Genomic DNA, 13,384 nt, shown 5'->3' on the forward strand with positions numbered 1-13,384 from the left:
CGGCGCGGCGCGGCGTCGTCCGGCTGCGGGAGCCCGGTGTCCGTCCGGGCACAGTGCCCCCGGGGTGAACGCCGCGGACCGGCCGCAGGTAACGCCCGAACCGCCACTTCGGCCTGCCGCACCGGGGTACCGGGCGGTCGTGCCGCCGCCGGGCAGCCGGCGCTCCGGGCCGGTGCCGTGACGGGCCCGCACCCACGGGTGCCGCGGCTGTCGTACAGCCTCGCGCGGCTCCTCGGGCGGACGGTCGTGAACGGCAACCGTCGAACCCGTGTCCGACCGCCGTCAGGATACGGTGCGGGGGTTGCGGCGCCCGCACCGGCAACACCGTGAGCGGCGGCGTGACGGCTGTGAACCAGACACATACCGAGGAGTTGTATGTCCACCGCCAGCCGGCTGCCCGGGATTGTCACGACCGACCACGTCTTCCGCGTGCCCCTCGACCACTCCGCCCCCCAGGGCGAGCAGATCGAGGTGTACGCCCGCGAGGTGGTGGCCGCGCGCCGTGAGAAGGACGATCTGCCCTGGCTGCTCTTCCTCCAGGGCGGACCGGGCGGCAAGGCGGGGCGCCCGCTCGGCCGCGACGGCTGGCTGGAGCGCGCCCTCGACGACTACCGGGTGCTCCTGCTCGACCAGCGCGGCACCGGGCGGTCCACGCCCGCGAACCGGCAGACCCTCGCCCGGCGCGGCGGCGCCCAGGAGCAGGCCGACTACCTGGCGTGCTTCCGCGCGGACTCGATCGTGCGGGACTCCGAGCTGATCCGGCGCCGACTTCTCGGCGACGACCGGCGATGGAGCGTGCTCGGCCAGAGCTTCGGCGGCTTCTGCCTCCTCACCTACCTGTCGATCGCGCCCGAGGGGCTGCGCCAGGCCTTCGTCACGGGCGGCCTCGCGGGCCTGCGCAGCTCGGCCGACGACGTGTACCGGGCGGCCTACCCCCGGGTGGTCCGCAAGAACGAGGAGCACTACGCCCGCTTCCCGCAGGACGTCGAAGCGGTCCGGCGGATCGCCGCCCACCTCGCCGACTCCCCCGCCACGCTGCCCGACGGCGGGCTGCTCACCGTCCAGGCGTTCCAGGGCCTCGGCATGATGCTCGGCGGCGGCAGCGGCTCCGGAAGCCTGCACTACCTGCTGGAGGAGGCCTGGGTGGAAGGCGTCGCCGGGCCCGAGCTGTCCGACACCTTCCTGGCCGGCGTTCAGGCGAAGGTCTCCTTCGCCGAGGGACCGCTGTACGCCGTGCTGCACGAATCAATCTACGGTCAGCGGTCGGTGGACGGGGCGGGCACCGGCTGGGCGGCCGAGCGCGTCCGCAAGGAGTTCCCCGAGTTCGACGCCGGGGCTGCGCTGGAATCGGGGGCCCCGGTGCTGTTCACCGGGGAGATGATCTACCCCTGGCTGTTCGACACCGACCCGGCGCTCCGCCCGCTGAAGGAGACGGCGGAGCTGCTCGCCGCCCGCACCGACTGGGCCGACCTGTACGACCCGGCCCGACTGGCCGTCAACGAGGTGCCCGTCGTGGCGGCGGTCTACCACGACGACATGTACGTCGACACCGCGGACTCGCTGGAGACCGCCCGGGCCGTACGCGGCCTGCGGACGTGGGTCACCAACGAGTGGGAGCACGACGGGCTCCGGGTCAGCGGCGGCAAGGTGCTGGACCGTCTGATCGCGATGGCCCGCGGCGAGGTGTAGCGGCCTCGGGCCGCCGGCTCGGGTCGGCGGCCCGAGCCGGCCGGCGGAGGAACCGGGGCCCCCGACCGCCGGGGTGTCACGGCGCATGCCGGGACCTGCCCGTCGCACCGCGGGCGCCGCGACTCCGGCCGCGTCCACCCGCCGTCGCCGCCGCCTCCACCGACACCCAGGGCGAGGCGCGGCCGGGCCCCACCCTCCGGGCGGAGCGCACCCGGGAGGACGGCCGTCGCGCCTCACGGTCAGACGCCCGAACCGGCGGTCCTGCACTCGGGCCCTCGTCGGGCCGACCGCCCTCGCGGACCTTCGCCGTGCCCCTGGCCGGACGGTCGGGGCGCCGCCCCGGCGTACCGGCGACACCTGGCGCACCTGCCTCGCCGGGCACCGCCCCCGGGCTCGCGGCACCCGACTCACCCGGCGGCTCCGCCTCGGCCTCCCCCTTGCGGGCGCGCCGACGGCGAGGCTTCGCCGGGACCGGGGGCGACGGCTCCTCCGGCGACCGCTCGGGGTCCGGACCCCGCTCAGGGACAGGGCGGCCCGGGCCGTCCGCCGGCGCTCCCCGCTCTCCGGCGGAGCGGCGGCCGCGCTCGGCCGCCACGCTCGCCAACAGCTCCTCGGGCGAGAGGCCGCCGTTCAACGACTCGTAGAGCAGCTGGGCCAGCAGGTAGGTGGGGGCGAGTCGGAGCGTGTGGGCGAGCACCACGCGGGCCGTCGCGGTGTCCCCCGCGACCCAGGAGGCCCAGGCCAGCAGAGTGAGCGGCGGCGGGGCGTAACCGGTGTAGGGCGGCACGCACCGCCTGGCGAGGAAGCGCCAGAGCCGCTGGGTGGGCGCGAGCTCCTCGGGCCGGATGTACTCGGCGGCCCGGTCCCGGGTCCGCCGGTCCTGGAGGGCGACGAGCAGCCGGGCCGTCCGGTGGTCGTCGAGTACGCGCGCGCCGGCCATGAACTCGGCCACCGCCTGGTCGAGCAGCGCGCCGCCCTGCTCCCGGGAGGGCGACGGCGCCCGGCTGTCCAGTACCCGGGCCAGTGCCAGGCGCTGGGCGTCCGCCTCGGGCGGACCGATCGGGCCCACCGCCGCCACGATCGCCTTGCGGCTGCCCCGCGGCGCGAGTCCCGCGAACGTGGCCGCCGCGGCCACCGGGCCGGGGGCAGGGCTGTGCCGGACCGGGTGGCCGGCCGGATCGCAGCACCCCTCCCGACGGCAGAGGAAGGACCACCAGCGGCCGGCGGACACGCAGAGCGACTCCTTCACCCGCACTCCCCTGGCCTGAAGGCCGCCCGCAGCTCCTCCGCGAGCGGTTGGAGCCGGTCGAGCACCGGCGGACCGTGCTCCCGGTCGGGGTCCTGACAGAGGTAGAGGAGGACCTGGACCGGTCGGCGGTCCCGGCGCTCGGAGAGGCCGACGAGCAGCGAGGCCGTCTCGTGGGCGGCCGCCGACCACTGCTGCGGCGCCTCGGGGATGTCCAGCCGGATCACCCCGCCCTGGTGGAGGTCCGGCCCCTGGAGGCCGACGGCGACGATGCTGTCGTCGGGGAAGAAGCCCAGCAGGTAGGGCAGCAGCTCGGCCATGTCGGCCGGGCCGCGCATGGTGACCGGACGCCCGCCGGAGGCCGGGTGGAAGGGGAGTGCGACGCGTTCGTTGTTCATGACCGGAAGACTGCCGTAATCCACGAGCCGCCCCCGGATTTTCCTTTTCCCTGTGGATAAAGCCCGCCTGTGGATAAAACGTCCTTCGTTCGGGGCATTCGGAGCCACTCTCCCGGGGGACATTCGGCACCCGTTCAGCGGAAGAGCTGATGAATTGCACCCGCCAGCCACCCACCCGTGAGCAGCGCCGTTCGCCCATTGTCGGCAGCTCGGGGTTACATGGACGGCATGCAGCAGCCGCAGAACCACACCACCGCCACCGACGCCACCGCCACGGCCGGCACCGGCAGCGCGACAGCCGCCGACCGCGCCGAGGTCCGGGCGCGGGCCGAGGCCGTCCTGCGCGAACTCGCCGGGCCCGCCGCCACCCTCCGCGAGGACCAGTGGACGGCCATCGAGGCCCTGGTCGTCGACCACCGCCGGGCCCTCGTGGTGCAGCGCACCGGCTGGGGCAAGTCCGCCGTCTACTTCATCGCCACCGCCCTGCTGCGGGCCCGCGGCGCCGGTCCGACGGTGATCGTCTCCCCCCTGCTCGCCCTGATGCGCAACCAGGTCGAGTCGGCCGCCCGGGCCGGCATCAACGCCCGCACCATCAACTCGGCCAACACCGACGAGTGGGACGCCGTCCAGGCCGAGGTCGCGGCGGGCGCGGTGGACATCCTGCTGGTCAGCCCCGAGCGGCTGAACAACCCCGACTTCCGGGACCAGGTGCTCCCCAAGCTCGCCGCCTCCACCGGCCTGCTCGTGGTGGACGAGGCGCACTGCATCTCCGACTGGGGCCACGACTTCCGCCCCGACTACCGCCGGCTGCGCACCATGCTCGCCGACCTCTCGCCGGGCGTCCCGGTGCTGGCCACCACCGCCACGGCCAACGCCCGCGTCACGGCCGACGTCGCCGAGCAGCTCGGCACCGGCACCACCGACGAGCACGCCCTGGTGCTGCGCGGCCCGCTGGACCGCAAGAGCCTCACCCTGGGGGTGCTCGCCCTGCCCGACCCGGCGCACCGGCTGGCCTGGCTGGCCGACCACCTCGACCGGCTGCCCGGCTCCGGCATCATCTACACCCTCACGGTCGCCGCCACCGACGAGGTGACGGCCTTCCTGCGCGAGCGGGGCTTCCCGGTGGCCTCGTACTCCGGCCGCACCGAGGACGCCGAGCGCCGCACCGCCGAGGCGGACCTGCTGGCCAACCGGGTCAAGGCGCTGGTCGCCACCTCCGCGCTCGGCATGGGCTTCGACAAACCCGACCTCGGATTCGTGGTGCACCTGGGCTCGCCCAGCTCGCCGATCGCCTACTACCAGCAGGTCGGCCGGGCCGGCCGCGGCGTCGACCGGGCCGAGGTGCTGCTGCTGCCGGGGCGCGAGGACGAGGCGATCTGGCGCTACTTCGCCTCCCTGGCCTTCCCGCCCGAGGAGCAGGTCCGCCGCACCATCGACGCCCTCGCCGAGGCCGGCCGGCCGCTCTCCACCGCCGCCCTGGAGCCCCGGGTGGACCTGCGCCGCGCCCGGCTGGAGACCATGCTCAAGGTGCTCGACGTGGACGGCGCGGTGCGCCGGGTCAAGGGCGGCTGGACGGCCACCGGGCAGAGCTGGGCGTACGACACCGCCCGGTACGCCAAGGTCGCCGCCTCGCGCGAGGCGGAGCAGGCGGCGATGCGCGAGTACGCGGCGTCGACCGGTTGCCGGATGGAGTTCCTGCGGCGGCAGCTGGACGACGAGCAGGCCGAGCCGTGCGGCCGCTGCGACAACTGCGCCGGACCGCTGCACACCCCGGAGGTCTCCGCCGCGGCGCTGGACGCGGCGCGGGCCGCGCTCGGCCGGCCCGGCGTCAGCTTCGAGCCTCGCCGGCTCTGGCCGACCGGGATGGACGCGTTGGGCGTGCCGCTCAAGGGCCGCATCCCGGCGGGCGAGCAGGCCGAGACCGGCCGGGCGCTGGGCCGGCTCTCCGACATCGGCTGGGGCAACCGGCTGCGGACGCTGCTGGCCGACCAGGCGCCCGACGTTCCGGCGCCCGGGGAGGCGGTGGACGCCCTGGTGGCGGTGCTGAGCGACTGGGCACGCGGCCCCGGCGGCTGGGCCGGGCCCGCGACGACCGAGGGAGTCCGGCTCGACCGGCCGGTCGGCGTGGTGACCATGGCCTCGTCCCGCCGACCGCAGCTGGTCGGCAGCCTCGGGGCCCGGATCGCCGAGATCGGCCGGCTGCCCCTGCTCGGGCACATCGAGTACGCGGCCGGACGGTCGCCGCAGGGCGGGCGCAGCAACAGTGCCCAGCGCCTGCACGCACTGGCCGGAGCGCTCGCGCTGCCGCCGGAGGTGGAGGCGGCGGTGGCCGCGGCGGGCGGGCCGGTGCTGCTGGTCGACGACCTGGTCGACTCCGGGTGGACGGTCACCGTCGCCGCCCGGCTGCTGCGCAAGGCCGGGGCGAGCGCCGTCCTGCCGCTGGTCCTGGCCGTGCAGGGCTGAGCCGGGGGGGTACGCGGGGCTCCGGCGAGCGGGGAGCCGGGCCAACCGGAAGGTGCGAAGCGGGCCGGAACGAGCGGAGCGAGGTGGGACTGCGCTCGTGATCGGCGGGAAGACGGTGACGGAGCCTGGGGGTTCCGGCACTGACCTACACCTGAATGGAGTAATGCGGGCGCAGTGCGGACGATCTGCGGGAACCGGCGGCACCGACCGGGCAAAGGGAGGGACGACCATGCGAAAAGTACTCCGCGCCGGCCTTCGGGTGCTCCGGATCACCGCCTCGCGAGCCGTGGGTGACGGTCACGCCGGAGGGGAATATATCCGGCAGAACGTTGGCTTTCGGGCAGCGTTCATCATTTCATCATTGCCGCTACGCCCACGCTGCCCTGAGAATTGGACCGTACCCGGAACCCGGTCCGCTGGACCAGGGCTTCGGCGTACACACGTACCCGCGCATCCGTGGGTCGGGAAGGAGGATCGTGATCAACGGTATCGGCCGAGGTCAGTATCCCCTCGCCCGGGGTTCGGAGCCCAGACGGGTGTGCGACCTGGAGACGTGGGCCGCCTCGGGGATCCCGTCGCTGCGCGACCCGCGCGAGTTCGTCCTGGAGCTGCACCGGCGCCACCTGCCGCAGCCCGGCACGGTCGTGGTCACCGTGCTGGACGCCTCGCACCGCTTGACCGCCTCGGCGTCCTTCGCGCCCCGGCCGCGCCACACCGACGGCTGGGAGCACCGCAACGCCCTCCTGGCGCACCTGCGGCAGGTCACCCCGCACGACCTGCGCCGGACCACTCCGGCCAGAACGGCCGTGCTGCTGCGCTGCCGGGAGGGCTCGGCGGGCTGGACGGCCCAGGACGGCGCCTGGATGTGGGCCCTGCAGGACGCGGCCGCCCTGCACGGGCTGCGCTGCGGTTCGTACCTCACGCTGACCCCGGCGGGCTGGCAGATCCTCGCCGACGGCCGGAGCGGACGCAATCCGCACTCGGGCTCGTGGGCGGACGGGCCGGTCCACACCGTGACCGAGCTGCCGCCCCGCCCGGCACCGGAGAGCGCTCGGGGGCAGCGCCCCCTGCGCCAGTCCGAGCGCCCGTGGACCGGCGCACGGGTCACCGCGATCGAGCCCGGCCGGCGCACCGGCACCTACTGAGGCCGCGCCCTCGGGCAACGGGCCGCCGCCCACCCGTGCTTCGGGGCCCGGGCGCCGCGGGCACGCCCCCAGGTGGCGGGACGGGTCGGAACGGCACGGGTCGGGCCCGGCACCTGGTGGTGCCGGGCCCACGGGTCGACGGGTATCAGGCGGACACGGGGCGGCCGGCCGGTACACCGGCGGCCTCGGCGGCGGGGCCGGCGTCACCGCAGACCACCAGGAGCTCGGCCGCCCGGCCGCGCGCCTCGGTGAACGCCCTGGCGGCACGGTCGGCGCTGCCGCCGTTGACCACCAGCACGACCACGGCACGGCGGGCCGGCCGGGTCAGCGCGGCGTCCGCGTAGAACACGTCGCCCCCCTCGGCGAGTTGCGCCCAGTAGCGCTCCTCGCCGAAGGAGAGTTCGTGCCGCTGCCAGGGGTGCGGTTCGCCGACCGTCAGCACCAGGACGGCGCCCGGGTCGCGGCCGGAGTCCAGCAGCCGGTCGACCGCCTCGTCGGCGCGCTCCAGCGCCTGCGCGGCGGTGGCGGACAGGAGTTGGACCGCGACCTGCGGTGCCGCGGGCGCCGGACGGCGCGGGCCTGGCTTGGGGATCCCGCCCGGCCGGGGCTGCGGGCCCGGCCGGGCGGCACCCGGCGGCGCCGGGCGCGCGGGTGCGGGTCGTTGACCCGGCACCGGGGCCGGGGCTGCGGTGACGGTCGACGGTGCGGAAGGAGTCGCGCTGCCGGAGGCAGGCGTACGGGGGGCTTGTGCGTCCGACTCGCGGGGGAAGGGAACGCCGGGGCCCGGGAGGCTCTCGTGAATCTCCGGCTCCTCGGGGAAGACAGGCATACCCGGATATCTATCAAATGCCGGTCGGGCGCGCACGGGCGCCCCACCCATTGGGCACGGAAGCCCTCCGCCCCCACCCGGGTCAATGGACGACGAAACGTCAGAAACCGAGCGTCAACTGCTCGTCCGCGGGACCCGCCGAGCCCGGTCCGCCGACACCGACGACGGCCCTGGCCCGCTTCAGGTGGCGCCATCGGGGCAGCCCGTCCAGGTAGGCCCAGGAGAGCCGGTGCTGTTCGGTCGGGCCGAACTCCTCCAGCGCGGTGCGGTGCACCGGGGAGGGGTAGCCGGCGTTGTCGGCGAAACCGTACTCGGGGCAGGTCTCGCCGAGTTCGGCCATCAGTCCGTCGCGGTGGACCTTGGCGAGCACCGAGGCCGCCGACACGCAGATGCAGGACTGATCGCCCTTGATGACCGTGCGTACCCGCCACGGGCCGCCCAGGTAGTCGTGCTTGCCGTCGAGTATCACCGCGTCCGGTTCGACCGGCAGCGCCTCCAGGGCGCGCACGGCGGCCAGCCGCAGCGCCGCGGTCATCCCCAGCTCGTCGCACTCCAGCGCGGAGGCGTGGCCGAGCGCGTACGCGGTGACCCAGTCGGCGAGGACCGGGGCCAGCGCCTCGCGGCGCAGCTCGGTCAGCAGCTTGGAGTCGGTCAGGCCCTCCGGGGGCTTGCGCAGCCCGGTGACGGCGGCACCCACGGTGACCGGTCCGGCCCAGGCGCCGCGCCCGACCTCGTCGAGACCGACGACGATCTTGGCGCCGGCCCGGCGCAGCGAGCGCTCGACGGAGTGCGTCGGCGGAACGATGGGCATGGCGGAGTCCTTCGGCTGGGGCAACCTCCAGCGTAAGCCCCGCCCGGAACCGCCCCGACCAGCCGGCCCCCGGCCCCCGCCGCCCGGAACCACCCCGACCCGCCGCCCCCCGGCGACCTGGCGCCCCGGCCGCCGCCAGGCACACCACCCGGACCCGCCCCGCCGCCCCCGGCAGCGCGCGTCAGCGGCGGATCAGCGGCACCAGGACCTCGTCCACCAGCTCGACGGCGAATCCGCGCCCGAGCTGCCGGCCGCAGACCTTGACCCGGTACATCAGCATCGCGGGCGCCACGTCGGCGACCAGCGGGCTGACCGCGCCGGGCCGGACGTCGCCGCGCTCCGCTCCCCGCCGCAGGATCTCCAGGATCGTGTCCTTGGTCGGCTCGACCACCCGCTGGACGATGAAGTCCTTGAACAGCTCCGCCTGCTCGTGCTCCAGCTCGGCCATCAACGCGTGCATGGCACCACCCGACCGGGAGTTCATCGCCTCGGTGAAACCCTGGATGAGCAGCAGCAATTCGGCACGGGCGGACCCGAGGTCGGGGGTGTCGGAAGGCCGTGGCAGAGTGGAGTCCAGGGCGTCGATGACGAGTTCGACCTTGGACGCCCAGCGCCGGTACAACGCGGCCTTCCCGGTCCGCGCGGCCCCGGCGACGCCTTCCATCGTCAGCCGTGCGAATCCGCCGGAGGTGAGCTGGTCCAGCACGGCCTCGAAGATCGCGCGTTCCAGCTCCTTGCCCCGGCGCCGCATCGGCCGGGACAGCACCTCGGCGGCCACCTTCATCGGACAGTGCGACGCCGGCCCGGCCACCGGGACGACGATCCTCGGCACGGGCACGGCCGGACCGCCCTCCGCCGGGCACTCCACGGCTCCCTCCGCCGACCCCGGGAGCTGCTCGCCCGCCCGGTCCGCGACCTGGTCGCGCGGCCGCTCGACGGGCCGCTCGGCCGCCCGGCCGACCGGCCGTTCTGCCGCCTGGCGCCGTACCAACTGATCCATCGTCACCAACCTTAGGGAACGCTTGCGTTCACAATCTCGCCCAGGATATCGTCCAGGCTAGTGAACGATCCCGTTCCTTCATAGCCCGCGGGACGTCGCGGGAAAGCACTGGACCTCGGGTCCACAGCATACGAAGCAGTAGCCAGCAGGGGGCACTAACTTGGCTATCTCCGACACGCTCAGCAAGAACTCTCCACCGCAAGGCAGCCAGGGCAGGCGCAAGGGCATCACCCTGACCGTCATCGCCGCGACGCAGCTGATGGTCGTCCTCGACGCCACCATCGTGAACATCGCGCTGCCGCAGATCAGGGACGCGCTGAACTTCTCCACCACCAACCTGTCGTGGGTGATCAACGCCTACACGCTGACCTTCGGTGGCTTGCTGCTGCTCGGCGGCCGCGCGGGCGACATCCTCGGCCGTCGCCGGGTGTTCATCGCCGGCACGCTGCTGTTCGGGCTGGCCTCGCTGCTCGGCGGCTTCGCGCAGGACGGCGGCATGCTGCTCGCCGCCCGCGCGCTCCAGGGCATCGGCGGCGCGATATGTTCGCCGACCGCGTTCGCCCTGATCGCCACCAACTTCGACGAAGGGCCCGAACGCAACAAGGCCTTCGGGGTCTTCTCGGCGGTGGCCGGTTCGGGCGCGGCCATCGGCCTGCTGGCCGGTGGCGTGCTGACCGAGTACCTCGACTGGCGCTGGGTGTTCTTCGTCAACGTGCCGATCGCGATCCTGATCGCCGTCGCCGCGCCGCGCTACATCGCGGAGTCGGAGCGCCGCGCCGGCCGCTTCGACCTGCCCGGTGCGCTCACCTCCACGCTGGGGCTGGTCAGCCTGGTCTACGGATTCATCCGGGCCGCCTCGGACGGCTGGACGGACCCGGTGACGCTCGGCTCCTTCGCGGCCGGCGTGCTGCTGGTGGCCGCGTTCCTGGTGATCGAGAACCGCACCGCGCAGCCGATCACCCCGCTGCACCTGTTCGCCAACCGCAACCGCACCGGTGGCCTGGTGATGATGCTCTGCCTGGCCGCGGCCATGTTCGGCATCTTCTTCTACGTCACGCTCTTCGTGCAGGGACCGCTCGGCTACAGCCCGCTGAAGGCCGGCTTCGCCTTCCTCCCGATCAGCGTGTCGATCATCATCGCCGCGCAGGTCGCCTCCACCCTCCAGGCCAAGTACGGCCCGAAGCCGTTCATGGCCGGGGGTGCGCTGTTCGTCACCATCGGGCTCACCTGGCTGACCCAGATGAACGCGGACAGCGGCTACATCGACGGGGTGCTCGGCCCCACGGTGGTGTTCGGCTTCGGCATGGGCCTGACCTTCGTCCCGGTGATGCTGCTCGCGGTCGCCGGGGTGGCCGGCGAGGACACCGGCGCCGCGTCCGGCCTGCTCAACTCGATGCAGCAGATCGGCGGGTCGCTGGGCCTGTCGATCCTCACCACGGTGTTCGCGCACTACGCCACCGCGGAGGCCAAGGTGCAGCTGCCCGGCTTCATGGCCTCGGCCACGCCGGAGCAGAAGGCGGCGTTCCTGGAGAAGAAGGAGTTCCCCAAGGGCACCGACGCGGCCAACCAGGTACTCGCTCATGGTATTTCGCACGGCTTCATCGTGGGCGCGGTGCTCGCCGGGCTCGCCCTGGTGGTCGCGGTCACCGTGATCAGGGCCAAGGCGGAGGACCTGGCGTCGAACACCTCCGGCATCGCGATGCACTGACGCGTCGCCGACACCGCAGCAACGCGGCGCCGCAGCGACGCCGACGCCGACGCGACACCGCAGTGACCCGGCGCCGACGCGACACCGGTCGGAGCGGCCGCCGACGGCGGACCGTCCGGACTCCGCACCGACCACGGAACACCGCGAGGGCCGGCCGGGAGCTCACCGCTCCCGGCCGGCCCTCGCGCGTCGGGCCACCTCCGGCCCCGCGCCGCACGGCGGCACGGCCCACCGGGCCGGCTCACCGCCGCTCGGCGCCCTCGCCCTCCCGGTACCCGTCCCACAGGCCCGCCCGGGCGCAGGCGCCGCCCGCCGCCGACACCTCGTCCAGCGACGGACGCTCGGCGAGGATGTCCCGCGCCCGGGAGGCCGCGAGGTTGGTCGCGTACCAGGGCACGGACTCCTCTGCCTGGGTCCGCATCAGCTCCAGCGCGCAGGTCCGGTAGTCCTTCGGCAGCCGGTCCAGGGCCGGGACGGCGTCGAGCGAGAGGTCCCGGACGTTGCGCAGGTCGATCTGCCGGGTCCGCTCGAAGCGGGCCACGTTCTGCTCGGCGATGATCGCGTCCGGCCCCATCAGTCCGTACACCGCGGCCGTCAGCATGCCGCTGAGCACCACGGCGCGCGGCAGCCAGGCCGCCGAGCGGACCAGCCCGGCCGTGATCAGCAGCAGGAAGACGACGCCCAGCCAGACCTCGACCACCAGCACCCAGAGCCGGAGCCTGGTCAGCCCGGAGGCGTCGACGTAGAACCACATCCGGCCGAGGGCCGAGGCGACCACGACGAGGGTGAGCAGGCAGAGCGCGCCGAGCAGGATGCGGACCAGCCGGCGGTCCGCCGCGGTGCCGCGCGGCGCCCAGCGCTTGGCGACGCCCACCACGACCAGGGTCAGCACGGTGACGGCGGTCAGCTGCCAGAAGCCCTGCCGGGCGTACTCGGAACGGCTCATCCCGGTGTTCCGCACGATCGAGTCCCGGCCGCCGAGCACCACCACGGCCTGGATCAGCGCGAAGGCGCCGAACATCAGGTTGAGCGCGACCAGCGGCAGCGCCCACTCCAGCCGGCCGCGCTCGCGGCCCGGCCGGACCACCGTGCGGTCCCAGCGGCGCGGGCCCGCCGCGATGTGGGCGAAGCCCAGCGCGACGACCGTGCCGAGGACGAACAGCACCGCGCGCAGCGGGAACTCACCCAGGTCCAGATCCGGGATGAGCGCCTCCAGGACGTCGGCCATGGCGGCGTCGGCACTGGCGAACAGCGAGCCGAAGACGGCCAGCAGCACCCCGGCCACCAGGACCGCCTTCAGGACCGGGGCGACCCTGCCCCGGCCGGCCGGGCTGATGCGGCGCACGGCGGCGGCGGCCCAGCCCAGACCGGGCACCAGCTGCCAGAGGATGCCGGGCAGCGCGAGCAGCACGCCCGCCCAGCGGCGTCCGCCGTGCAGCGCGAGCGAGGCCAGGCCCAGGGCGCAGAGCGTCGACAGCATCGTCGGCCAGCCGGCGTCGGAGAGTGCCGGGACGGCGAGCAGGGCGAGCGCCAGCGCGCTCCAGAGCAGCGTCCAGCCGCGCACCCGGCGACCGGCCGAGCGGGCCGCCAGGCCGGCCCCGACGGCGGCGGCCACGCCGCAGATCAGCAGGTTGACGCCGAGGCCGCGGTTCACCAGCAGGGAGACCAGCAGGCCGGTCACCAGGGCGGCCGCGAGCACCCGGGGCGTCGCCGGGGCCTTGGGGCCCGGGTCGCTGGGGCGCAGCCACGAGAAGGGCGACGGGACGGGGCGGCCCGGCGCGCGGTAGGGGTTCGTGCCGTCGGCCGCTCCCGGCCAGGACGCGCCGGGAGCGGCCGGGCCGGGAGCGGACTCGGCATGCTGGGGGCCCGCCTGCTGCCCCGGGCCGCCGGGAGCGCGGTACGGGTCGGATCCGGACGGTCCGCCGGCCGGGGCGGGTGTGGAGTGACCGGGCATGAGTTCCCCCTCGAAGGGTCTGCGGGCATGCGGAAGCAGCCCACGGGGCAGTCCGCCGGCAGGCGCCTGGGCGCCGCGACTGACGCCGACTGTAGACCATTCTGAACAGGTTCAAAAAACCCCGGGGCGCCTCCGTCACAA

8 protein-coding genes and 1 pseudogene are annotated in these 13,384 nt (G+C 74.6%); 4 read left to right on the forward strand and 5 right to left on the reverse strand.

Translation table 11 applies throughout. The features are described from left to right. Window positions 1-375 precede the first annotated feature (375 nt). A complete protein-coding gene (locus ABZ497_RS18645) occupies window positions 376-1,689 on the forward strand; it encodes an alpha/beta fold hydrolase (protein ID WP_359806442.1) in 1,314 nt (437 codons plus the stop codon). Window positions 1,690-1,765: 76 nt separating this feature from the next. On the opposite strand, the pseudogene ABZ497_RS18650 reads toward ABZ497_RS18645, so the two are convergent. Next, window positions 1,766-3,456 (reverse strand): annotated as a pseudogene (locus ABZ497_RS18650) (DUF4192 family protein). Between the two features lie 105 nt (window positions 3,457-3,561). On the opposite strand from ABZ497_RS18650, the gene ABZ497_RS18655 reads away from it, so the two are divergent. Together ABZ497_RS18655 and ABZ497_RS18660 are read left to right on the forward strand one after the other, a co-directional pair. Further along, entirely contained in the window at window positions 3,562-5,796 is a 2,235-nt protein-coding gene (locus ABZ497_RS18655) for a RecQ family ATP-dependent DNA helicase (protein ID WP_359806445.1), read from the forward strand. A gap of 536 nt (window positions 5,797-6,332) precedes the next feature. Next, window positions 6,333-6,941 carry a hypothetical protein gene (locus tag ABZ497_RS18660; protein WP_359806447.1) on the forward strand — a complete coding sequence of 203 codons (609 nt, stop codon included), beginning with the start codon at window positions 6,333-6,335 and terminating at the stop codon, window positions 6,939-6,941. A gap of 145 nt (window positions 6,942-7,086) precedes the next feature. Here ABZ497_RS18660 and ABZ497_RS18665 read toward each other — a convergent pair whose 3' ends face one another. The 3 genes from ABZ497_RS18665 to ABZ497_RS18675 all read right to left on the reverse strand — a co-directional run bounded on the left by ABZ497_RS18665 (window position 7,087) and on the right by ABZ497_RS18675 (window position 9,581). After that, on the reverse strand, window positions 7,087-7,614 hold the full coding sequence (locus tag ABZ497_RS18665; protein WP_359806449.1) for a hypothetical protein: 528 nt from the start codon (window positions 7,612-7,614) through the stop codon (window positions 7,087-7,089). Window positions 7,615-7,870: 256 nt separating this feature from the next. After that, window positions 7,871-8,581: a ribonuclease HII gene (locus ABZ497_RS18670; RefSeq protein WP_359806452.1), complete on the reverse strand. Its 711-nt coding sequence runs from the start codon at window positions 8,579-8,581 to the stop codon at window positions 7,871-7,873. Window positions 8,582-8,762: 181 nt separating this feature from the next. Continuing rightward, window positions 8,763-9,581 (reverse strand): TetR/AcrR family transcriptional regulator, encoded by an 819-nt coding sequence (locus tag ABZ497_RS18675; RefSeq protein WP_359806454.1) that lies wholly within the window; start codon window positions 9,579-9,581, stop codon window positions 8,763-8,765. Between the two features lie 166 nt (window positions 9,582-9,747). Here ABZ497_RS18675 and ABZ497_RS18680 point away from each other — a divergent pair, with 166 nt between their 5' ends. Next, window positions 9,748-11,289: an MFS transporter gene (locus ABZ497_RS18680; protein ID WP_329492270.1), complete on the forward strand. Its 1,542-nt coding sequence runs from the start codon at window positions 9,748-9,750 to the stop codon at window positions 11,287-11,289. Between the two features lie 241 nt (window positions 11,290-11,530). Here ABZ497_RS18680 and ABZ497_RS18685 read toward each other — a convergent pair whose 3' ends face one another. Then, on the reverse strand, window positions 11,531-13,243 hold the full coding sequence (locus tag ABZ497_RS18685) for a DUF4153 domain-containing protein (protein ID WP_359806456.1): 1,713 nt from the start codon (window positions 13,241-13,243) through the stop codon (window positions 11,531-11,533). Window positions 13,244-13,384: the final 141 nt, after the last annotated feature.

This window comes from Kitasatospora sp. NPDC005751, from assembly GCF_040630835.1.
GTDB lineage: Bacteria > Actinomycetota > Actinomycetes > Streptomycetales > Streptomycetaceae > Kitasatospora.